This window comes from Haemophilus paracuniculus (genome assembly GCF_002015115.1).
GTDB classification, from domain to species: Bacteria; Pseudomonadota; Gammaproteobacteria; order Enterobacterales; family Pasteurellaceae; genus Haemophilus_E; species Haemophilus_E paracuniculus.
The window spans coordinates 59,123-81,329 of record NZ_MUYA01000004.1; the positions used below are offsets into that span (position 1 = coordinate 59,123).

Genomic DNA, 22,207 nt, shown 5'->3' on the forward strand with positions numbered 1-22,207 from the left:
GGCAAATTTTGTAAAAATAAAAAATTTACGGAAATCTTACCGCTTGTTTGCCCCCTACCCCTGCTTCGCAGGGACTTCCCCCGCAAGCGGGGGAAGATCCTTTTTCGTAAATGATAAAGATTTTATTTTTCTTAATTTGGATTAGCCGATAATCTTCGCCAATCTTTCCCCCATTCGGGTAACAGTGCCTTGGTTGAGGTAGTCTTCAAATTGCACTGCACCTTGTGGGAAGAGGTTGATTACCGTTGAGCCGAGGCGGAATGCGCCCATTTCTTGCCCTTTTTTCAGTTTAACCGCTGTTTCGCCTTCGCTGAGGTATTCGTAAGTAACGACTTCTTTGGCACGCGGTGGGTTGATCACGCCAGCCCATACTGTACTCATACTTGCGGTGATTGTCGCTCCGACCAGTATTTGCACCATAGGTCCAAATGCCGTTTCAAATTCGCAGATCACACGTTCGTTGCGGGCGAACAGGTTCGGAATGTGTTCGGCGAGGAATGGATTAACCGAAAAGAGTTCCCCTGGCACGTAGATCATCTTTTTCAAAGTGGCATCGCACGGCATATGTACGCGGTGGTAATCCTTTGGTGAGAGGTAGGTGGTGATGAAATTGCCGTTTTTGAATTTGTCGGCAAGTTCGCTATCGTTGGCGAGCAAGGTTTCAAGGGTAAAAGTATGCCCCTTGGCTTGCAACAGTTGATTTTGCTCGATGTTGCCGAGTTCGCTCACTTTGCCGTCCGCAGGTAAGCAGAGAGCTTGCGGATCTTGGTTGATCGGGCGAGCGTTCTCTTTCAATGGGCGGATAAAAAATTCGTTGAAAGTCGCATAATCGGACGGATTACTTTTTTCCGCCTCGCCTAAATTAACTTGGTATTTTTTGGCAAATGCCTTGATGATGAAATGGGTTACTGCCCCCCATTTTTGTTCCGCTAGCCAGCCTGCCATTCGAGTGAGGGCAAGTTGTGGCAGTAAATAGTGAAGTGCGATTTTCGCCTTTTGCCCGTAGCTTGGGCTGTTGTAGGCTTGTCGTTGCATTTTAAATCCTTGATTTTTGGTAAATAATTCGGGGGCGAAGTATAGCAAAAATGTGAGGGATTACCTAATGCAACCGCACAGGCTAAGTTTGACTACCAAACTTAGCCTGTTTATTGAGCGATTATTCCAGCACAATTCGATCTCGGTTTTTGTCGAGGGTGGCTTTGCCGATGCCACTCACTTCGGTAAGTTGTTCAAGGCTCACAAAATTACCGTTTTTGGTGCGGTAATCCACAATCGCTTGGGCCTTTTTCGCCCCGATACCGACCAATTTATCCTGCAATTCAGCGGCGGATGCGGTGTTGATATTCACTAAATTCGGGTTGGTGGCGGTTTTATTTTCCACCTTTTTTTCGACCGCTTTTTCCGCCTCTACAAGGGGTTGGATCGGCGGATTTTCTGCTGTCGCCGATGTTTGAACTGCCTCATTTGCAACGGCGAGGGTGGAAAGTCCGAATAATAAGCTAAGGCTTAGGGATTTGAGCATTTTCATAGAATGTTCCTCTTTGGTTATGGATTAAGATTGTGGGTTAGCGTTGAGCAAAATAACCGCAAGGAAAGGCGTGAGCAATCGGCAAAAATGATTTTGTCGATCCCTGTCGAAAAAATCGATTTTGGTGGTTGCCAACGGGCGAAATTTGAGCTAGGCGACAATTTACAAAAATTTTGTGAAATCTACCCCCTTGCTACTGAAATTTAAGCGATGATTTGCTAGAATGTCGCCAGTTTTTTACCCTTTATTTTGGAAAAGCAAATGAATCAGAAAAATCGTATTGAGCCGACTTTCGGCAACGCCAGCGAAACCCCTCGCCCAAATCCTACCCCTGCGGAAAATGCAGAAAGCACCTTGGAACGCATTAGTAAATCAAGCGAAGTGTTGGCAAGCCTCGCCCCGAAAGAGCCAAAAGTGGAAACCGCAGAAGTAAAAACAGAAGTGAAAAGCGAGCAAAAGCCAACGATTTCCCCTTTTGTCTCAATGAAAACTAACAATGCCCCTGCTCACACGTTTAGTCAGCCGTTAAATCGCCCTGCGAGTGCGATTCAAAACAATGCGACTTTTGAGGAAATGCAGCAGGCTCGTCAAGCTCAACCAGCGGTACAACCAACCATTCAAGCCACCGTTCAGCCAACCGCTCAACCGCAAATTCAGCCTGCGGTTCAGCCGAGTGTTCAAGCAACGGCGAACGTTGCTCAACCACAAATGACGGCTCAACCGCAAAGCACCCCAGTTCAAGCGGCGGCAACCGTGGCCAGCGGTGCGATTTCGGCAAATTCTGCCCCTCAACCTGCTACGCAAAGAGTTGAACCAACGGAAATGCCTGCGGTCAAGCCTAGTATGGATCGTGTGATTCCAGCCGCATCAGGTGCGGCTTCATCAACCAAAGAGGATAAGCAAATGCCAAAAGTGCCGTCAAAATTCCGCCGTATTTTAACCGTGATTTTATTAGCCTTATTGGGTGGCGTGGCGTTCTGGTTATTAAAACCAAACACCCCACAAACGGTTGCCGAGTTAGAAAATCAACCGCAAGGCAATAGCTTGCCGATTGAGTTCCGCCCAGTAAACGAGGAAGAAGCGAAAGCGGCAGAGGCTCGTGAGGCGGAAGCACTCGCTCAACAACAAGCTCAACAGCAAGAGCAACAAGCTCAATCATCGGCAGACGCTCAACCGACTCAACAAGCGGATAGTTCCGTAACCATTTCGGGCGATAATAATGCGACTATTGGCGAGCCAGCCCAAACTGCATCACAAGGGGAAACCGCTCAAACTGATAATGGCATCACGATCAGTCAAGATGAGGTTGTGGCAAATCAAAATGGCGAAACCACTACCCCAGCAGTAGCCCCTGTTAAACAGCCAACCGTGAAAGTGGTTAAGCCGAATAGCCAAGGTAGCGTGATTTATCAGCCAGAGCGTAATACGAAAGCGAAAGCAGAAAAAACCGCAACCGTTGAGAAAAAAGCGGAACAGCCGAAAATCAAGGCGATGACCGCTGCTGAATATAAAGCGAAAGTGGAAAAAAATGCCCGTATGGATCAACTGATTCAAAATGTGGAATCGGGTAAACCTGCGGTAGCAAAAGTTACCCCAGCAGCAACAGCTCAAAAAGTGGTTGTAGCCCCAGCACAAAAAGTAGTGGCGACCGCAGCACCTGCTCAACCTGTTCAAAAAGTTGTGGCAACGGCAGCCCCAGCACAATCTGATACGGTGGTGGCGAGCAAAACAATGACCGTGCCGAAAAGCGTTTCGTTAATGCAAGTGTTCCGTGATAACGGCTTAAATATCTCAGATGTGAACGCAATGAGTCGTGCCAACGGCATTGTGAGCAACTTAAAAGTGAACGAAAAAATCACCGTGCGTTTAGATAAAAATAATCGCGTCGTGGAAATGAATATCGGCTCTGGCGGTCGATTCACCCGTCAAGCGGACGGTTCATATCGTTTCAAATAATTCAATTTCAAAGGGCAATAGGCGACTATTGCTCTTTTTCATTTAAGGATAGCCGAAATGAAGAAATTTTATGCAGTGGCACTGTTTTCAGCGGTAATGCTCAGTGGCTGTGCCAATAATCCCCTCGTGCCACCACCCGTTGAGCAGATGCAAAATTCCGTTGAGCCAGCGAAAAAAACGCAAACCAAAAACCGAGTTTCGGTTAGTCGCCACTCGGTAGAATATCAATGCAAGGGCGATAAAGTGGTGCGAGTGCAACAGGCTCAACCGAAAAAAACGGCGAAAAAAGTGAGCAAAGCGAAATCGATCACCGTTACCTTTGGCAAATCGACCCACACCCTTTCGGCAACGGTCAATCAGCGAGGTAACCAATACAGCAACATTCGCTGGAATTGGATTGAAAACCTGAACGGCTATGCGACCTTGCGTGATAATAGCGGTAAGATTTTGGCAGAAAATTGTAAAGTGAAAAAATGAAGATTTTAGTGATCGCCCCCTCGTGGGTGGGGGATATGATGATGTCCCACAGCCTTTATCAGCAGCTCAAAACTAATTATCCCAACTGCCAAATTGACGTAATGGCACCCGATTGGTGTCGTCCGTTGTTGGCGAGAATGCCCGAAGTGCGAACAGCACTCTCAATGCCGATTGGACACGGTTCGTTCCGTTTGTGCGAGCGTTATCAACTCGGCAAAAATCTGAGAAATCAATATGATATGGCGATTGTGCTACCGAATTCGCTCAAATCTGCCTTTATTCCATTTTTCGCTAAAATCGCCCACCGCCGTGGCTGGAAAGGGGAAATGCGGTATGGTTTTTTGAACGATTTGCGTGCCAATAAAAACGATTATCCGATGATGGTGCAACGCTATGTGGCGTTGGCGTTCGAGAAAAAAGCGATTCCAACCGCCGACAATCTGCCGATTGCCAAGCCTTATCTGCAAGTTGATCTAAACCAAGTGGCACAAACCCAAGCCAAATTTGCCAAGCAGTTTGAATATGCGGAAAATCGCCCTGCGATTGGCTTCTGCCCAGGGGCAGAATTTGGGCCAGCGAAACGCTATCCCCACTATCATTATGCTACCCTCGCCCAAAAATTGATTGAACAGGGCTACGCCGTTCATCTGTTCGGCTCGAAAAAAGATACGGAAGTGGGCGAGCAAATCCGCCAAGCCTTGCCCGAATCTTTACAGCGTTATTGTGTGAATTTAGCAGGGCAGACCGACCTCAATCAAGCGGTGGATCTCATTTCCACCTGCCAAGCGATTGTGAGCAACGACTCTGGGCTAATGCACATCGCCGCCGCCCTTAACCGACCGCTTGTCGCCTTATATGGACCAACCAGCCCTCAATACACCCCACCGCTTTCCGACAAAGCGGTGATTATCCGCCTGATTGACGGGGGCTTGATTAAAATTCGTAAAGGCGAGGGCAATGACGGCTACCACCAAAGCCTGATCGACATTCAGCCCGAAATGGTGCTGGAAAAATTACAAACGGTTATAAAGCAACTATAATAAAAAAGGACTGAATTATTCAGTCCTTTTTGCTTTTACAAGGGGTTACTTTATCAATTATTTTGCAAAGTAGGCTTCTAAATCATCGCTGCCGCCGATGTGCTGACCGCCGATGAATACTTGTGGTGCAGTTGAGCGACCAGTGATGGCACGCACAGAAGTAGTGGTCGCATCACGACCTAACACGATCTCTTCAAAGGTGTAGCCTTTTTCGGTTAATAACGCTTTCGCTTTGGCACAGAATGAGCAACCTGGTTTGGTGATGATTGATACAGATGGTTTTGCTTGCCACTCTGGATTGAGGTATTTGATCATTGTGTCAGCGTCAGAGACTTTGAACGGGTCGCCTGGCTCTTGTGGCTCGATGAACATTTTTTCAACTACGCCGTTTTTCACGAGCATAGAATAACGCCAAGAGCGTTTGCCGAAGCCTAAATCTTCTTTGCCGACTAATAAGCCCATACCCTCGGTAAATTCGCCGTTGCCGTCTGGGATTACAGTGATGTTTTCAGATTCTTGATCCGCTTTCCACGCGTTCATTACGAACGTATCGTTTACAGACATACAAATAATGTCGTCAATGCCTAACGCTTTAAATTCGTGGGCTAATTCGTTGTAGCGTGGTAAGTGAGTTGATGAGCAAGTTGGGGTGAACGCACCGGGTAATGAGAATACGATCACGTTTTTGCCGTTGAATAATTCATCTGTGGTTACATCAACCCACGCATCGCCTTGGCGAGTGTGGAAAGTAACGCTTGGTACTTTTTGACCTGTCATATCTTTGAAAGACATTGGTTTCTCCTAGTTTAATTTATAACGTAAAAAAATTGTTATTATTATACATTATTTTTGTGGATTTGGTTATGTCTATCTTATCAATCAAGCATATTTACAATAGAAAAAGATGATTAAACCCTTAGAAAATAATTGATTTTTCCGATAATTTTCCCCTAAAATTTGGGGGATTTTGACAAACGAGGAATGGCAATGAATATCCGAAATTTAGAATATTTAATCGCATTAGCAGAACATCGGCACTATCACAAAGCGGCGGAAGCCTGCAACGTCAGCCAGCCCACATTAAGCGGTCAGATTAAAAAATTAGAAGACGAATTGGGCGTGATTTTGTGCGAACGCACTAGCCGCCGCGTGCTGTTTACCCAAGCGGGGCTAATGTTGGTGGAACAAGCCAAAGCCATTTTGCGAGAAGTGAACGTGTTCAAAGAAATGGTCAGCAATCAAGGCAAGGAAATGGCAGGCCCGATCCACATCGGCATTATTCCGACCCTCAGCCCTTATCTGTTGCCGATCATTCTGCCGACCCTCAAAAGTCAGTATCCCGAATTGGAACTTTTTTTATACGAACAGCAAACGGCACAACTGATGAACCAGCTCGAAGCAGGGCAGCTCGATTGTGCCATTCTTGCCCTCGGCAAAGAGACCGAGCCGTTTATCGAAGTGCCGATGTTTAAAGAGCGAATGTTATTAGCGGTGTCCGCCCGCCACGAATGGGCGAGCCGCGACAAAGTCGATCTCAAAGAACTCAACAACTGTGAAATGCTACTGCTAGATGACGGGCATTGCCTGCGTTCCCAAACCCTCGATTACTGTATGAACGTGGGGGCGAAAGAAAATCAACATTTCAAAGCCACCAGCCTCGAAACCTTACGCAATATGGTGGCGGCGGATACGGGCATTACGCTGATTCCCGAATTGGCAAGCCGAGTCGGCTCAGAAAACGCCATTCGCTATTTGCCGTTTAGCGATCCCGAACCCTATCGTGCGATTGGCTTAGTTTACCGCCCAGGCTCGTCGTTAAGAATGCGATACGAACGCCTCGCCAAAGAAATTACCACCTTAATGGAAGGCTAAAATGTCCGCAGGAATCCGTGCCATTCAAAAAGAAAAAACTCGCCGAGCCTTGGTGGACGCAGCATTCAACCAACTTGCCGCTGAGAAAAGTTTTTCCAACCTCAGCCTGCGAGAAGTGGCGAGAGAGGCAGGCATCGCCCCGACTTCCTTTTACCGCCATTTCAAAGATATGGACGAACTCGGCTTGGCAATGGTGGACGAATCAGGCTTAATTCTTCGCCAGCTAATGCGACAAGCCCGCAAGCGGTTGGAAAAGGGCGGCAGTGCGGTGGTTACCTCGGTTGATACCTTTTTTGAATTTATCGCCGACCGCCCCAACGTGTTCCGCCTGCTGCTACGGGAAAGCTCTGGCACTTCGCAAGAGTTTCGCACCGCTGCCAGCCGTGAAATTCAGCATTTTGTCGCGGAACTCGCCCAATATATCCAAATGAAAACCCCCAACATCGACCGCCACATCGCCTATGTGCAATCCGAGGGCTTAGTTACCCTCGTGTTTACCGCAGGCTCGCAGGCCCTTGATATGAACCCCACCGAACGGGAACAGCTCAAAAAACGGGTGGTAATGCAACTGCGAATGCTCGCCAAAGGGGCGGAATGTTATGTGCGAGAAAAATGTTAATTTGTTAGGAAATCCAATGAAAAAAGCCCTTTTATCCCTGAGTCTCTCCACCGTTTTCGCTTTAACGGCGTGTGAAAAAATTTCCCAAAATCCCACCGCTTCCAGCCAACAAGCGGTCGGATCTTCGCAAAAAATTGCCGATAGCGTCCCAGCCTTACGCCCGAAAGTGGTTACACTGTTTGAGAAAAAAACCGAGATCAAATACCCACCGCAACCCGATGAGGAATTTCCTCGGGAACAGGGCAATTTATCGATCTCAAATGTGATTGTGGAAACAGGCATTGACTGGCTGGATCAACTGTTATGGCGAGAAAACCTCTCAGCGATCAATGCCAACGCAGTCGGCAACGCCCCGATCAACAAAGCCCAAATCGAACAAAACCTCGCTCAAATTGCCCAAAATCAAGAACAGGCACTCAAACTGGATCGTGGGTTGGGTTACAGTTTTGATCTCAAAATGGCATATCAAGGGCAACGTGAAAACCTTGCCACTTTCTCGCAACTCACCTACCTCTACACGGGCGGTGCACACGGCATTTACAACACCCAATATATCAATGTCGATGTGGATAAACGCAAAATCATCGGCTTAAACGATCTCGTCAGTGAAGCGAAAAAATCCGCCTTAACCGACCGCTTGTGGGAAGTTTATCAAGCTCGTAACAACGGCAACGAACCTTTCACAGCCAAAGCCGATTTCAGCGTATCGGATAGTTTCTACTTCTCGCCCGAAGGCATTCATTTTGTCTATCCACCCTATGCGTTAGGTGCTTACACCGAAGGCGAAATTACCCTCACCTTAAATTGGTGGGTGGCACAAGAGTTAATTAACCCTGATTATTTAAGAAAAATGGAAATGGTTGAATAATAAAAAAGAATCATCTCAATTTAATAAAAAACCACCCAACGTCCCTGTTGGGTGGTTTTTTTATTTTCCTATTGCTAACTTACTTTCATATCTTCCCCCTTTCTTCTTCCTTTTTGCTAAAAATTGCTCAAATAATCATAAAATACTGGACAAAAAATAAGGCAAGAGTAGAATGCGTTTTAATCAACTTAAATAGGGTTGGTTGGCTAAAAAATCAACCGAAGAGCTATTTAACGAAATATCAAGAGAATTGAAGGAAAAATGTCATTATCTTATCAAATTCAACGTGCGATTTATCAATTTTGGCCTGCAAAACAGGGGCTATTCACGAGTGGTCAAGTGCAAACTTTGGGTAAAACTTTCTCGTGGGTTTATGATTGTGGCACGAGCAGTAAGGTTGCTATATTAGATCAGCCTATTAAGGAAATGAAACAAAGTCTGCCAAATGAAAGACTGGATTTATTGGCTATTTCACATTTTCACAAAGATCACAAAAGTGGTATTGATAGACTTCGTAAAGATATTACCATAGAAAATATTTTATTGCCTTATTATTCCCTATGGCAAAGATTGGTAATGGCAGTGCTATTAGGATATGAAGGGAAAGATCTCATTGAATATATTTACCCATTACAAGCTTTACATAAAAAAGGTATAAAGGCTAAAAACGTTATTATTGTTACTAAAAACCTTAAATCTGCTAAACCTACCTAAGAATTTCAACAATCCGATAAGGATTCCCCAAAGCTAGCTAAATCTAGTAATAAAGCTAAGTTTTCAGCGAATAATTATATTTCAAAAGAAAGATTAGCAAAATTAGAAGGATTTGATAAGTCTGATGATTTAGACGGATTCATCGTATCTGAATTTTCTTTTAATGTAAAACATTTCTACCATCCTAAAAGTAAGGAAAGTATTTTTTCCGTTAAATATGGCTCAGACTTTCCTGAGCTAGATATCATTCCTTATATGACGCCTTTTGAATTATTTATAAAAAATAATATTGCTGATATTAAAGTTGACTTTAAAAAATTAGAAGAAGAAATTAATAAGGAAATTAAACCAAATGGAAAGGTTGAAATAAGTATTAAAAAATTAAATAAAGTAAAAGAAATCATTACTCGTCATTTAGTGGGAGTTGATATTGATTCAAAAGCCAATCATATTTCAATGCACCTTTATATAGATGTTAAAAAACCTTATGTAGGTGATCTGTTTTTACCACCATTATTTGACACACACAAAAAGAAAGTTACTGAGTTAAAAGATCGTGATGGTTCTTCTTATTTTGAAGAATTATATAGCGAAGAACATTTTTTATTTAAATGGTGTAATGATTCTGGAACCACTGGCAAGGATAAAATGCAAAAATCAGCAATTTTATATTGCGGAGATGGTTTTCTATCAGATGATAAATATATTAAAAGTCTCAAAAACACCATAGGTGATGAACGCTGGGGAAATATCTTGGTTCTTCAAGTTCCACATCACGGTTCTGAAAAAAATTGGAAAAAAGGTTTAGCTAACTTTATGCAACCCACATTTAGTGTGTTTTGTGCAGAGCCTAGCCATAAGAATAAGCATCCAGATAAGTTTGTTATAGAAGATTTAAAAGAGTATAACCCGTGTTTAGTAAATACAGGCAAGCCTCTTTCTTTTGAATTTTTATGGTATCCCATATGTTCTATTGATACCAAATATGGATATTTAGGGTGTAAGCATTGGCCTTGTGGAGAAAATAATGCAATTCAATATATTCGTTGGCTAGATAATAAAAAGAATGGTTATTCTTATTCAAAATAGCCATTTATGGCTTATTACCTCGGCAACGAAGTTGCCCTATTGTAATTAATTAAAGGGGTTGCCGTGTTGCGGCAAGCCCTTTAATTCCCCGCCGAAGGCGGCAGGGGTTGCAATGATTTTAAGAGTTGATATCGCTAGGCTATTCAACGCAAAAATCCGTTCCACAAAAAGTTCAAGCGATAAATCAAATCGCCTCTCAAAAAGGTGCAAGCGGTAACATTGTTGAAAATAAAAACGGTAAATTGGATTATACAAATACAGCATTAACTAAGGATAACCTTGGAACAACAATAAGTGTTTCTGTTGATTTAATTAATAGCTCTAACAAAAAATGAGCCAAGAATTTATTCAATTAGCAAAAAGACTTAATGATGCTGATTATCACGAATCTGAAAATATTATTAACTTCGCAAGAGGTCTTGAAGAAATTAAAGATGATGATAAACGAATACAGACCCTTGAAAAAATTTCAGATAAAAACTTGCAAATTATGGCAGAGACAGCGAGGAAAAATCCACAGAATATGGAACTACAAGAAAGTGTTCAAAAAATTAAAAATCTTGAAGAGCAACTTTCATTTAAACAGAAAAATGAAATAGGAATTAATCAAGATGTTCGACAAGAAGATAAGGTTAATAAATTTATTAACGCTAAAAAGCTAACTTTTTAAGAGGACTCTAAAATGAAATGGTTTAAAGTAGGCTTTGTGCTACTTGGTTTAATGATTGGTTCTGTTGCAAACGCAAATGATACCTTTGCACCACCTGTAAAATTAACCCCTAAACTCGAAAAGCATTTTTTGCAGGTTGAAGGCAAAATTGTAAATAACAACAGAAGAATGTTAAGTAACGTCAATCGAGTAAAAGCGGGAGAGACTGCTTTTTTTGATAAAGAGATGATGAATAGTCTTCGTTATTTATCTAAGGAGGTGGAAAAAGTTGAAAAAGGTAATTATGATAAAGTGTTGCTAGATACAATAAGAGCAACAGGTAAGGGCTTGATTAGAAATGCGGAAGTGCTTCAAGTATGGCTGAATCATCACAGCAATAAATATAATTTTACCCAGCAACAGTACGATGAAATTAAAGCAAAAATTGAAAATATGGGTGGGTACGGTGTTTACATTCACAATACTGCCATTGATACTTGGATAAAGTATTACCCTAATGATTAAAATCTGAATGAAACAAAAAGGCGTAGAATTTATTCTACGCCTTTTTTGTAAAGCAACCAAAGCCTTTGGGTTACTTATTTATAAACAAACAACAGAATTCCTTTTCTTACTCTATCTATTAACAACCCTATTTTCCCAAAAAACAAATGCACACAAAACCCCTTAAAATTACGCTCTTCTTCCTTATTAAAAAAATAATCCCTACCCCTAAATTTCATCATAGATCAACACAACACCCAACAAAATCATTTCCCCACAACACCTTTTCAAGATCTCATTCACACCACTTCAAACCTCATTACGGTGCTTCTACTCAAAAAATCGCTACCTTCGTTATTCAACGCATATTTAATAGAACATAAAAACGCAATGCAGAGCGTTCAACAGAACGCCATTGCGTTTTGTGCCTTATTGCCCCCTTCGGCACTGCGTGCCACTTCCCCCGCAAGCGTGGGCAGATCAGACAGCTCTCACTAACGAACAAAGATCTCAAATTTCACAGCACAAGATCTGCCCCGTTTACGGGGGAAGTACCGCCGAAGGCGGGGTAGGGGGGACACGGATCAGTGTGGGTGGTAACAAGCGGTGAAATTCCGCAGTATTTTCCCAAATCCCACCGCTTGTAATGTGAAAAATGATTCAATTCGTATAAAAAACAACCACTTAAACCACTTTTTCCAAAAAATTCCGCCCAAAATTTACTTTTCGCCGATCCACAAACCTACATTAAGGGATCAGCAAAAAATTTGAGTTTCGATCTACGGTTGACGGGGGGATTTACTCTTTCCGCTAAATTGACTACCATACACCCCACTGAACGGTCGTTCATTCGCAAAAATTTGGCGGAAAACGACCGCTTGTTTTTTGTATTTTGAGAAAGGAAAGCAGTATGAACCCAACTTTTGAACCTTTATTTCAACCTTATCGTTTCAACAATGGCGTGGAAGTGAAAAATCGCCTTGTGGTTGCCCCGATGACCCATTTTTCCTCTAACGAAGACGGCACGTTGAGCCAGCAAGAGCGTACCTTTTTGCAGAATCGTGCAGGGGATATTGGCTTATTTATCACGGCGGCGACCCTTGTCGCTGAGGGCGGTCGAGCCTTTGCAGGGCAGCCGAAAGCCCTTGATGAAAGCCATTTAGAGAGCCTGCACCAAACGGCGGAATTGATTCAGTCGCAGGGAGCGAAGGCGATTTTGCAGATTCATCACGGCGGTAATCGTTCGCCGTCTGAGCTCAACAACGGCAACCCTGTGCCAGAGGTTACCCAGTATAGCGAGGCGGAAGTGGAAGCCTTGGTGCAAGCCTACGCCAACGCCACCGATTTGGCGATTCAAGCAGGCTTTGACGGGGTGGAAATCCACGGGGCGAACGGTTATTTGATTCAGCAATTTTTCTCGGCACAAACCAACCAACGCACCGACCAATGGGGCGGCAGCCTTGAAAACCGCTTGCGTTTCCCGTTGGCGGTGGTGGATGCCGTGAACGAGGTGCGCGCCAAGCGTGATGCCTATGAATTTATTGTCGGCTACCGCTTTTCCCCCGAAGAAGCGGGCGAAAACGGCTTGACAATGGCGAATACTTTCGCCCTGATCGATGCCCTCAAAACCAAGCCGTTGCAATATCTGCACATTTCCCTTTGGGATTTTTACAAACAGGCTCGCCGTGGGGCGGACACCAGCAAAACGCGTTTAGAGCTGGTGCATCAACGCATTGACGGCAAATTACCGTTGATCGGCGTGGGCAATTTGCTGACGGCGGAACGCATTTCGCAAGCTTACCAAACGGGCTGGGCGGAATTTATCGCCCTCGGCAAGGCGGTAATGCTTAACCCGAACATCGCAACTTTGCTCAAAGAGGGCAGAGAGGCGGAAATCGTGAGCGAACTCGACCCTGAGCAAGCGGATCATTACGGCATTCCTGATCTGCTTTGGTCGTTCTGCGTTAATGGTGGGGCGTGGCTGCCGCCAGTCAAAGGGCAAGAATGGCAACCAATGGATATTTAGTATTGTTGCAGATTATGCAATAGTCTTTTGCAAAAATAGGGGTTTATCATTGATAAGCCCCTTTTTATAATGCGAACCAACTTAAACACAATCCAATTATTTATGAGAGGTAAACAATGAAAGTATTAGTATTAGGCGGAACAGGCTACGTTGGACGTGCCGTGAGCGAAGAATTATTGGCTCGCCAACATTCGGTAACGGTGGCAAGCCGTGATCCAAGCAAAGTGGCAACCAAGCCAAACCTTGATGCGGTGGCGATTGACCTCACGCAAGCGGTGGGATTAACCGAAATTTTTGCGAACTATGATGTGGTGGTCGATGCCACCGTAAACCGTGCCAGTGAAGATTTTGTCGCTCAAACTTGGGCGGCAAAACGTGCGGTGGTGGCGGCTGCACAACAGGCGAAAGTGCGTTTGCTAATGGTGGGCGGAGCAGGTAGTTTATACGTTGCCCCGAACGTGCAGTTGGTTGATACCCCAGAATTTCCAGCGGAAATCAAGGAAGAAGCGGCAACAATGCGTGATGTGCTGGCGTGGCTGAAAGAGCAAGATCTGGATTGGACAATGATCTCGCCGCAACCTTTCTTCTACGAAGGCTCGCCATTCACCGAACGCACCGGCAAAATCCGTATCGCCAAAGACGAAGTGCTATTCCTCAATGGCGAACCAAGCGGTAGCAGCAACTTTGATTTAGCCATTGCGATGGTGGACGAATTGGAAAATCCGCAATTTCCTCGTCAGAGATTTACCGCTGGGTATTAGCGTTATTATGCAAAGGGTAGGATTTTGAAAAAATCCCATCCCTTGCAACGATATATTGAAAAGAAAAATCAGCTTACAGCCACCCTTTTCGTTTGAAATAGAGATACGGCGTGGCGGCGGCGCAGATCATCATTCCGATTGCCATTGGGTAGCCGAATTTCCAATTCAGTTCGGGCATTACTTGGAAGTTCATTCCGTAGGTGGATGCCACGAGGGTGGCAGGCAGGAACATTACTGACACCACCGAGAAGAATTTCATAATGCGGTTCTGTTCAATGTTGATCAAACCCATTGCCGCTTGCATTAGGAAATTGACCTTTTGGAACAGGGATTCATTATGGGGTTGCAGGGATTCGATGTCTCGCATAATATCCCGTGCCTGTTCGAGCTGGTTGGCGGGCAAGCGGGTTTTTCGCAGTAAAAAACTCAACGCCCGTTGGGTATCCATTAGGCACAAACGCACTTTGGAACTGGCGTCTTCAAGTTCGGTCAGGCGAGAGAGGGCGTCATCATAATTACGGTTATCTTCCTGCTTGCCGTCTAGCACCACGCGGCTCAATTTTTCTAAATCGGAATAGACGGTTTCAATCACGTCCGCCAACTGCTCAATTTTGGTTTCAAACAGGTCGAGCAACAATTCGTAAGCGTTGCAATCCACCAATTTTTCGCGGCGAGATCGCATTCGATAAAGGCGGAACGCGGGCAAATCACGCTCTCGCAGGGTGAACAAACGCCCGTCTCGAATGGTGAACGCCACGGTGGCGATGTCGGCATAATCTTCATCGTCCAAACAGTAGAAAAACGAGTGCAGGTGCAATCCGTCTTCATCTTCAAAAAAGCGCGCAGACGCTTCCAAATCCTCTAATTCGTGTTCTTCGGCGAAGGTTTGATCTAAACGGCGTTCCAGCACCGAGCGTTCGTCATCGGTGGGATCGAGCAGGTCGATCCAAATCGCATCGTTTAATTTATTTGGGTTGTTTTCATCAACACTGATTAGGCGTGCGTTGTCGAGTGCAAAGGCACGGATCATTTCATACTCCTACAAAATGGTATGAGGTGATGAACATTGAAATGGAACAAAAGATACTTAGAATGGCATTACCGACTCTTGTCGGCATCGAGGGATTTGGACAAGGGGGAAATTAACAAGCTGATAAGTATCGACTGTGGCTGTCCAAAATGCGTAATCCTCAATAAAAAATAGTGTGCGAATGGTACAGATTTAGGGCGTTTTCGTCAAGACAAGCGGCCAAATCCTGCAAAATTTTACGGGATCTGACCGCTTGTTGAAGTTAGCGTTCGTAGATAATTTCCACGCCCTCTTCGTCTTCTTCGGACCAATCATCGTCCCAGTCGTCCCAATCTTCTTCGATTGGGTTTTGCATTGCTTGTTGATGATAGTCGTCCCATTTGAAGTTCACTTCTTCTGGGGCTTTGGCTTGTTCGGCTTCACGCGGGTTGGCTTCGATGAAATCCATAATGTCGCGGGTGAGGTTTGGCACGCCTAAGCCGGTGGCGGCGGAAATCACATAGAAATCGCCGTCCCAGCCGATCTGTTCGGCAATCGCTTTCGCTCGCTGTTGGGCTTCTTCTTCGCCAATCACGTCTGCTTTGTTAAACACCAGCCATTGCGGTTTGTCGGCGAGTTTTTCGCTGTATTGATAGAGTTCCGACTCAATAATCGAGATGTTGTGAGCAGGATCGCTTTCGTCAATCGGCATAATATCGACAAGGTGGATCAGCACACGACAACGTTCAAGGTGTTTGAGGAAGCGAATCCCTAAGCCTGCCCCGTCTGCCGCCCCCTCGATCAAACCTGGAATGTCGGCGACCACAAAACTGCGATCCGCCCCCACTCTCGCCACGCCCAAACTTGGCACGAGGGTGGTAAACGGATAATCCGCCACTTTCGGTTTCGCTGCCGATACGGCACGGATAAAGGTGGATTTACCTGCGTTTGGTAATCCCAACATTCCCACATCGGCGAGCAACATCAATTCGAGCAACAAATCACGTTTTTCGCCCGGCGTGCCGTTGGTTTTTTGGCGAGGGGCACGATTGACGGACGATTTAAAACGGGTGTTACCCAAGCCGTGATAACCGCCTTTCGCCACCAACATTTTCATTCCGTGCCGGGTCAAATCGCCGATCACTTCTTGGGTATCGTTGTCAATCGCACGAGTGCCGACTGGCACTCGCAGAGTGATGTCGTTGCCACGATGCCCCGTACAGCCTGCACTGCGACCGTTCTCGCCACGCCCTGCGGCATAGCGTTTTTCAAAGCGGTAGTCGATTAGGGTGTTCAGGTTTTCATCGGCGATCAAATACACATCGCCACCATCGCCACCATCGCCGCCGTCTGGGCCGCCTTTCGGAATATATTTTTCACGGCGGAAGCTCACGCAGCCGTTACCGCCATCGCCTGCTTCCACACGGATTAAGGCTTCATCAATAAATTTCATTCTGTCCTCCTCTGATTAGGATAGGAATTATTTGGCGTTGGGTAGGAATTTATGCCCAATCGCCGAGAAAATTGCCCCGAAAACCACGATAAATGCCCCTAAATAGCTGAGAAAATTCATATTGGGGGCGGAAAAATAATCGGGGAAAAGGTAATGCCCTAGGTTGGAAAAGAGCATTGTGAAAATCGGAATTAAGGTGGTTACGGCACTCACTTTCGAGGCTTCCCAATGGTTTAACGCCTCACCGTATGCCCCGTAGCCGATCAAGGTGTTCAAACAGCAGAAAATAAAACAGCCGAGCAAAAAGCCATTCATCTGTTCAAACGGGACGGAATCCGCCGCAAAGGGGGTCAGCACCACGCCACAACCGAAATAGATAATCAGCAAAATTTGTTGGGAAGTGAGTTTGCTCGACAACATTTTTTGAGCGATACCGTAGGCGACCCAAATGGTACTGGCACTTGCCCCGAGCAAAATCCCGAACGCATAGGTGTTAAATTGTAGAATTTCGCTGAAACGGTCGTTAAAAAACGCGATCAAGCCGACAATTAACAACACCAGCCCGATTTTTTGGTGCAAACCAAATTTCTCTTTAAACAGCACTACGCTAAAAAAGAGCATTGCGAACGGGGCGAGTTGCCATAACACTTGATTGGTGGTGGGAGAAATATAGTTCAACGCTTCGCTAAACAGCACAAAATTACTCGCCAAACCGAACACACCTAGGGCGATCAAGCCCCATTCTTTGCGACTGAAAGCGGTCAGTTTCGGCAATTTTTTTGCAATACCTAAAATCAACAGCAAGCCAACCACCGCCACCCAAAAGCGATACCAAACGAGGGTTTCCGCCGACATCACCGCCAGCACTTTTTGAGCGGCAATCGCCAACGCTCCCCAAGTCGCGGCGGCAAGCAAAGCGAGGGAAAATCCGAGTAAAGGGTTTTGTGTTTTCATCACGGCTGTCCGTTTTAATCCGTTTTAAAATCTGTTTTCAATTCACTTTACCATAAAAAAACCCCGCACAATAAGCGGGGCATTTTATTTGGTTTTGAAGATTATTCAGCAACAATGCTCACATATTTGCGATTTTTCTCGCCTTTTACTTCAAATTTAACTTTACCGTCAGCAGTTGCGAATAAAGTGTGATCTTTACCCATACCAACGTTTGTACCAGCGTGGAATTTAGTACCACGTTGACGCACGATAATGCTACCTGCTAAAACAGACTCGCCACCGAAACGTTTAACACCAAGGCGTTTAGCTTCAGAATCACGACCGTTACGAGTTGAACCACCAGCTTTTTTAGTTGCCATCTACTTGATCTCCTCTGAAATTATGCTTGAATCCCAGTGATTTTCACTTCGGTGAACCACTGACGATGACCTTGTTGTTTACGGCTGTGTTTACGACGACGGAATTTAACGATTTTCACTTTCTCGCCACGACCGTGTGCAACCACTTCTGCCACTACTTTACTACCAGCAACTACTGGTGTACCGATTTTTACATCTTCGCCATTAACGACCATTAACACTGAGTCAAACTCAACTTTTTCGCCAGTCGCGATTTCAAGTTTCTCTAAACGAACAACTTGACCTTCGCTTACTCGGTGTTGTTTGCCGCCACTTTGGAAAACTGCGTACATATTTACTCCGCTAAATTGTGCCATCTCGCTTTGCGTTTCGGCACTTTCAAATTCATATAAAATAGGTCGCTAATTCTACGCAAAAAGAAATTAAAGAGCAAGCCGAAATTACGAAAAAATTTCAAAAATTCCTCGCCATCGCATTATGGCGGATTATGATATGATTTCGTTCTTGATTAACTAAGGGAAGAACCTATGCAAAAACCCTCTATTCTTCTTGCAATGCCAATGGATAACCAAATCTATGCAGAAATTGAGAAAAACTTAATCGATTATGGTTTTGAGGTAATCGTACTAATACGAGATTTAATAGAACAACGTCAGCCTTATTTTGGGGCAGATTTTGCTTTATTTATTCGTGCGGATATGTTTTCCGATGAACTCCTTGCCCAAATTCGCCCAACTATTCGCCAAAAAATGGTGTGCTACCAATGGGACGGCATAAATCGCTTTGGTAACGCCCTTGACCGAGCCAAATGGTTCGACCGCTTTTTTGTGTTCAATTCTGACGATTTATCCCTCCACCCCCAATTAGAGCCTGCTACCAATTTTTATTTAGATTACAGCCTCGATCACCGCATTTTAGTGCCATTTTGGGATATTTATTTTACAGGTTCTCACTTACCAAATCGTACCGAAAAAGTGATTAAATTCGCTCATTTTTTAAACGAAACGGGGGGGGGGTAAAATCACTTTTTAATGTGGTTTGTTGGGAATGAATCACCCCACAACTTGCTCGCCAACTCTACCCTGCCAATGTGAATATCCTGCCTACGGGGATTTCCTTTCAACAAAATATCGAATATGCCAAACAAAGCAAAGTGTTAGTCGATTTCTTAGAAAATGTACACAAAGGCTTATCTTTCCGCACCTTTGAAGCCTTGGCGTATCGTAAAAAATTGATTACCACCAACCCTGAAATTATGAAATATGATTTCTACCACCCAAATAACGTTTTTGTTTGGAATGGCAAAGACTTTGCAGGATTAGCAGATTTTTTGGCAACCCCTTACCAAGAAATTGAGGAAAGCATTCGCCGAAAATATAGTTTTGGCAACTGGATTCGTTACCTCTTTGACTTTCCACCTTATCAGCCAATTTATCTACCTAGATAACAAAAATACCCGCTTACAAGCGGGTACTTTTTACGAAATTTCGTGATTACTTGGTTAAAGTGAGGATTTCACTTTCGCCAAACACCACTTGACCACTTAATTTCGTGAGGTTGCTAATTTCGTCCATATTTGAAATTACCACTGGGGTAAGCACTGATTTTGCTTTTTCCTCTAATAACGCAAGGTCAAATTCAATGATTGGATCGCCCACTTTTACGGTCTGCCCTTCTTGAGCCACCCGGGTAAAGCCTTCGCCCTTAAGCTCAACGGTATCAATCCCGAAATGCACGAACAATTCAATACCCTCATCTGATTCGATTGAGAAAGCGTGATTAGTTTCAAAAATTTTGCCGATAGTGCCGTTTACTGGGGCAACAATTACATTACCATTTGGGCGAATTGCTACACCATCGCCAACGATTTTTTCAGAGAAAACCACATCTGGTACATCTTCGATATTGACGATCTCGCCTGAAAGCGGGGCGTAAATTTTGACTTCCTTTGCCACTTTTTCTTTTGAACCAAATAATTTGTCAAAGAATCCCATAAAAATTGATCTCCATATTGATGAAAAATTCTCGCATATGATATACGAGAATTTCTCATTTGTATGCTTTTAGTTTAACTTTTGATAGAAAGCATCCACTAATCTTTCAATATCTGCCACCGTTGGCTGGGCTAATGCTTCGTCTGCAAGGGCTTTTGCATCGGCGTAGTTGATGCTGCGAGCCAGCTTTTTAACGTGTGGCACGGAAATACCACTCATACTAAATTCGTCTAAGCCCATACCGAGCAACAACGCAGTCGCACGCACATCACCCGCTAATTCGCCACACATACCTGTCCATTTACCTTCGGCGTGGGAAGCATCAATCACTTGTTTGATCAAGTTCAACACAGACGGGCTGAGTGGGTTGTAAAGGTGCGCGATAATTTCGTTACCACGATCCACCGCAAGGGTGTATTGGGTTAAATCGTTCGTGCCGATACTGAAAAAGTCCGCTTCTTTGGCAAGGTGGCGAGCATTCACCGCCGCTGACGGGGTTTCCACCATAATACCGAGTTGCAGGTTTTCATCAAAGGCTTTGCCCTCTGCACGCAACTGATCTTTGAGTTCCTCCACAATCGCTTTTAATTCACGGATTTCTTCCACCGAGATGATCATCGGGAACATTACCGCCAATTTACCAAACGCCGAAGCACGCAATACCGCACGCAACTGGGTGTCTAAAATCTCACGGCGAGTTAAGCCGATACGCACCGCACGCCAGCCGAGGAACGGGTTCATCTCTTTTGGTAAATCTAAGTATGGCAACTCTTTGTCGCCGCCGATGTCCATCGTACGCAACACCACTTGTTTACCGCCCATCGCTTCCACGATCTCTTTATAGGCTTGGAACTGCTCTTCCTCGCCAGGTAAAGCGGTGCGATCCATAAATAAAAATTCGGTACGATACAAGCCGATTGACTCGCCACCGTTGCGAAGTACGCCGTCCACATCACGAATTGTGCCGATATTACCTGCCACTTCAATGCGATGACCGTCTAGGGTAACGGCTGGCAACTCTTTTAATTTCGCCAATTCCGCTTTTTCCGCCGCCACTTTTTCTTGTAGGGCTTTGTATTTGTCTAACACGTCCGCAGACGGATTGATATGCACCTCGTTGTTTTCCGCATCCAACACCACCATATCGCCCGTTTTCACAAGGGACGTGATGTTGTTCGTGCCAACAATCGCAGGTAATTCCAACGAACGAGCCATAATTGAGGTATGCGAAGTGCGACCGCCGATATCGGTAATAAAACCAAGCACTTTATCAAGGTTTAATTGAGCCGTTTCAGACGGGGTTAAATCGTAAGCGACCAAAATCGACTCTTCTTGAATATCGCCCAAATCGACAATGTGCATACCCAAAATGTTACGCAACAAGCGGTTACCAATATCTCGAATATCGCCCGCACGCTCTTTGAGGTATTCATCGTCAATATCCGCCAACATTGCCACTTGCATATCGATCACCTTGCTCGCCGCTACATCAGCGGTAACCAAGTTATCTTGCAAATAGCCGAGGATTTCTTCTTCCAATTCCTCATCTTCAAGGATCATCAAATGCCCCTCAAAGATCGCCTCTTTTTCTTCGCCGAGAGTTTGACGCGCTTTCTCTTTAATTGCGGTTAATTGTGCCGCCGCTTTATCACGACCTGCATAGAATTTTGCGGTTTCCGCTTCAATTTCGTCCGCCGAAATTTTACGCGTATTCAGAACAATCGGCTCTTCTTTTAGCACTAAGGCTTTGCCGAATACAATGCCTGGTGAGGCTGCAATTCCTGTAATCATCACAGTTTCCCCTGTTTCTTGATTTACAATAAACGTAAACAAGCCATTGCACCCTAGCCAAGCTAAGGTGCAATAGCGTGTTATCAAAATTTACCCGAAAATTATTCTAAGGTAGGGATCAAATCAACTAAAAAATCGACCGCTTTTTGCTCGTCCTCACCCTCTGCTGAAATGGTGATTTCCGTGCCTTGGGTTAAACCCAATGTTTGTAATTTAAACAAACTTTTCGCACTCGCACTTTTGCCTGCCGAAGTTACAGTAATGTCAGCCGCAAAACCTTTTGCTGCTTTCACAAATTCCGCCGCAGGACGAGTGTGTAAACCATTTGGTGCAGTGATAACGACATTTTTTGAGTACATAGGAATTTCCTCTATTGATTAAATGATAAAAATCCGCTTGGCAAACGCTTGCCAAAATTTTGCTAACTTTACTACAAAACGAATATAAAAACACGCCAAAAGCGACTAAATCCTCCGCTCATCGGACATTTTAGTCTATTTTTTACCCAAAAATTCGCTTTTTTTGTTTAGGGTCAATTTTTCGC

General features: G+C 44.6%; 27 protein-coding genes. 16 read left to right on the plus strand and 11 right to left on the minus strand.

The features are described from left to right. Window positions 1-141 precede the first annotated feature (141 nt). A complete protein-coding gene (gene asd, locus B0187_RS02815; protein ID WP_078236347.1) occupies window positions 142-1,035 on the minus strand; it encodes an archaetidylserine decarboxylase in 894 nt (297 codons plus the stop codon). A gap of 121 nt (window positions 1,036-1,156) precedes the next feature. Continuing rightward, a complete protein-coding gene (locus B0187_RS02820; protein ID WP_078236348.1) occupies window positions 1,157-1,528 on the minus strand; it encodes a ComEA family DNA-binding protein in 372 nt (123 codons plus the stop codon). Window positions 1,529-1,531: 3 nt separating this feature from the next. Here B0187_RS02820 and B0187_RS02825 point away from each other — a divergent pair, with 3 nt between their 5' ends. The 4 genes from B0187_RS02825 to waaF are packed head-to-tail and all read left to right on the plus strand — an operon-like array spanning window position 1,532 to window position 5,001. Beyond that, window positions 1,532-1,735, plus strand: coding sequence for a hypothetical protein (locus B0187_RS02825; protein ID WP_078236349.1), 204 nt, complete (start codon window positions 1,532-1,534; stop codon window positions 1,733-1,735). A 54-nt stretch (window positions 1,736-1,789) separates the two neighbouring features. Beyond that, entirely contained in the window at window positions 1,790-3,484 is a 1,695-nt protein-coding gene (locus B0187_RS02830) for a LysM-like peptidoglycan-binding domain-containing protein (protein ID WP_245797000.1), read from the plus strand. Between the two features lie 57 nt (window positions 3,485-3,541). Continuing rightward, window positions 3,542-3,961: an MliC family protein gene (locus tag B0187_RS02835; RefSeq protein ID WP_078236350.1), complete on the plus strand. Its 420-nt coding sequence runs from the start codon at window positions 3,542-3,544 to the stop codon at window positions 3,959-3,961. Further along, a complete protein-coding gene (gene waaF, locus B0187_RS02840; RefSeq protein WP_078236351.1) occupies window positions 3,958-5,001 on the plus strand; it encodes a lipopolysaccharide heptosyltransferase II in 1,044 nt (347 codons plus the stop codon). The genes B0187_RS02835 and waaF overlap by 4 nt, the downstream gene beginning before the upstream one ends. Window positions 5,002-5,058: 57 nt before the next feature. Here waaF and B0187_RS02845 read toward each other — a convergent pair whose 3' ends face one another. Beyond that, window positions 5,059-5,793, minus strand: coding sequence for a glutathione peroxidase (locus B0187_RS02845; protein ID WP_078236352.1), 735 nt, complete (start codon window positions 5,791-5,793; stop codon window positions 5,059-5,061). 195 nt (window positions 5,794-5,988) lie between these two features. Here B0187_RS02845 and oxyR point away from each other — a divergent pair, with 195 nt between their 5' ends. The 10 genes from oxyR to B0187_RS02895 all read left to right on the plus strand — a co-directional run bounded on the left by oxyR (window position 5,989) and on the right by B0187_RS02895 (window position 14,103). Next, window positions 5,989-6,873: a DNA-binding transcriptional regulator OxyR gene (oxyR, locus tag B0187_RS02850; protein ID WP_078236353.1), complete on the plus strand. Its 885-nt coding sequence runs from the start codon at window positions 5,989-5,991 to the stop codon at window positions 6,871-6,873. A 1-nt stretch (window position 6,874) separates the two neighbouring features. After that, the gene (gene fabR / locus B0187_RS02855) at window positions 6,875-7,492 is read left to right on the plus strand and encodes an HTH-type transcriptional repressor FabR (RefSeq protein WP_078236354.1); all 618 of its coding nucleotides are present in this window, start codon (window positions 6,875-6,877) and stop codon (window positions 7,490-7,492) included. Between the two features lie 16 nt (window positions 7,493-7,508). Next, the gene (locus B0187_RS02860; RefSeq protein WP_158078218.1) at window positions 7,509-8,360 is read left to right on the plus strand and encodes an RsiV family protein; all 852 of its coding nucleotides are present in this window, start codon (window positions 7,509-7,511) and stop codon (window positions 8,358-8,360) included. A gap of 261 nt (window positions 8,361-8,621) precedes the next feature. Continuing rightward, the gene (locus B0187_RS02865; protein WP_078236356.1) at window positions 8,622-9,074 is read left to right on the plus strand and encodes a ComEC/Rec2 family competence protein; all 453 of its coding nucleotides are present in this window, start codon (window positions 8,622-8,624) and stop codon (window positions 9,072-9,074) included. A 255-nt stretch (window positions 9,075-9,329) separates the two neighbouring features. Next, window positions 9,330-10,163 (plus strand): ComEC/Rec2 family competence protein, encoded by an 834-nt coding sequence (locus tag B0187_RS02870; protein WP_078236357.1) that lies wholly within the window; start codon window positions 9,330-9,332, stop codon window positions 10,161-10,163. Between the two features lie 125 nt (window positions 10,164-10,288). Next, complete coding sequence (locus tag B0187_RS10235) at window positions 10,289-10,498, plus strand: hypothetical protein (RefSeq protein WP_158078219.1); 210 nt, start codon at window positions 10,289-10,291, stop codon at window positions 10,496-10,498. Then, window positions 10,495-10,833 (plus strand): hypothetical protein, encoded by a 339-nt coding sequence (locus B0187_RS02880; protein ID WP_078236359.1) that lies wholly within the window; start codon window positions 10,495-10,497, stop codon window positions 10,831-10,833. The genes B0187_RS10235 and B0187_RS02880 overlap by 4 nt, the downstream gene beginning before the upstream one ends. Window positions 10,834-10,845: 12 nt before the next feature. Continuing rightward, a complete protein-coding gene (locus tag B0187_RS02885) occupies window positions 10,846-11,337 on the plus strand; it encodes a hypothetical protein (protein ID WP_078236360.1) in 492 nt (163 codons plus the stop codon). Between the two features lie 889 nt (window positions 11,338-12,226). Then, window positions 12,227-13,342, plus strand: a complete 1,116-nt coding sequence (locus B0187_RS02890) for an NADH-dependent flavin oxidoreductase (RefSeq protein ID WP_078236361.1) — start codon at window positions 12,227-12,229, stop codon at window positions 13,340-13,342. Window positions 13,343-13,458: 116 nt separating this feature from the next. Next, complete coding sequence (locus B0187_RS02895; RefSeq protein WP_078236362.1) at window positions 13,459-14,103, plus strand: NAD(P)-dependent oxidoreductase; 645 nt, start codon at window positions 13,459-13,461, stop codon at window positions 14,101-14,103. A 73-nt stretch (window positions 14,104-14,176) separates the two neighbouring features. On the opposite strand, the gene corA is transcribed toward B0187_RS02895, so the two are convergent. From corA to rplU, 5 genes are all read right to left on the minus strand, one after another. Continuing rightward, on the minus strand, window positions 14,177-15,133 hold the full coding sequence (gene corA, locus B0187_RS02900) for a magnesium/cobalt transporter CorA (protein ID WP_078236363.1): 957 nt from the start codon (window positions 15,131-15,133) through the stop codon (window positions 14,177-14,179). A 262-nt stretch (window positions 15,134-15,395) separates the two neighbouring features. Continuing rightward, window positions 15,396-16,565 carry an Obg family GTPase CgtA gene (cgtA, locus tag B0187_RS02905; RefSeq protein ID WP_078236364.1) on the minus strand — a complete coding sequence of 390 codons (1,170 nt, stop codon included), beginning with the start codon at window positions 16,563-16,565 and terminating at the stop codon, window positions 15,396-15,398. 27 nt (window positions 16,566-16,592) lie between these two features. Further along, window positions 16,593-17,519: a DMT family transporter gene (locus B0187_RS02910; RefSeq protein WP_078236365.1), complete on the minus strand. Its 927-nt coding sequence runs from the start codon at window positions 17,517-17,519 to the stop codon at window positions 16,593-16,595. Window positions 17,520-17,620: 101 nt separating this feature from the next. Next, window positions 17,621-17,878, minus strand: a complete 258-nt coding sequence (gene rpmA / locus B0187_RS02915) for a 50S ribosomal protein L27 (RefSeq protein ID WP_005820534.1) — start codon at window positions 17,876-17,878, stop codon at window positions 17,621-17,623. A gap of 20 nt (window positions 17,879-17,898) precedes the next feature. Beyond that, complete coding sequence (gene rplU, locus B0187_RS02920; protein WP_040218750.1) at window positions 17,899-18,210, minus strand: 50S ribosomal protein L21; 312 nt, start codon at window positions 18,208-18,210, stop codon at window positions 17,899-17,901. Between the two features lie 195 nt (window positions 18,211-18,405). Here rplU and B0187_RS10320 point away from each other — a divergent pair, with 195 nt between their 5' ends. Then, window positions 18,406-18,897 (plus strand): WaaS/CpsH family glycosyltransferase, encoded by a 492-nt coding sequence (locus tag B0187_RS10320; protein WP_211272700.1) that lies wholly within the window; start codon window positions 18,406-18,408, stop codon window positions 18,895-18,897. A 71-nt stretch (window positions 18,898-18,968) separates the two neighbouring features. Continuing rightward, window positions 18,969-19,325 carry a WaaS/CpsH family glycosyltransferase gene (locus B0187_RS10325; protein ID WP_211272701.1) on the plus strand — a complete coding sequence of 119 codons (357 nt, stop codon included), beginning with the start codon at window positions 18,969-18,971 and terminating at the stop codon, window positions 19,323-19,325. A 46-nt stretch (window positions 19,326-19,371) separates the two neighbouring features. Here B0187_RS10325 and crr read toward each other — a convergent pair whose 3' ends face one another. The 3 genes from crr to B0187_RS02940 all read right to left on the minus strand — a co-directional run bounded on the left by crr (window position 19,372) and on the right by B0187_RS02940 (window position 22,022). Next, window positions 19,372-19,872 (minus strand): PTS glucose transporter subunit IIA, encoded by a 501-nt coding sequence (gene crr / locus B0187_RS02930; RefSeq protein WP_078236366.1) that lies wholly within the window; start codon window positions 19,870-19,872, stop codon window positions 19,372-19,374. 69 nt (window positions 19,873-19,941) lie between these two features. Then, window positions 19,942-21,663, minus strand: a complete 1,722-nt coding sequence (ptsI, locus tag B0187_RS02935) for a phosphoenolpyruvate-protein phosphotransferase PtsI (protein WP_078236367.1) — start codon at window positions 21,661-21,663, stop codon at window positions 19,942-19,944. Between the two features lie 101 nt (window positions 21,664-21,764). After that, window positions 21,765-22,022 carry an HPr family phosphocarrier protein gene (locus tag B0187_RS02940; protein WP_078236368.1) on the minus strand — a complete coding sequence of 86 codons (258 nt, stop codon included), beginning with the start codon at window positions 22,020-22,022 and terminating at the stop codon, window positions 21,765-21,767. Window positions 22,023-22,207 lie beyond the last annotated feature (185 nt).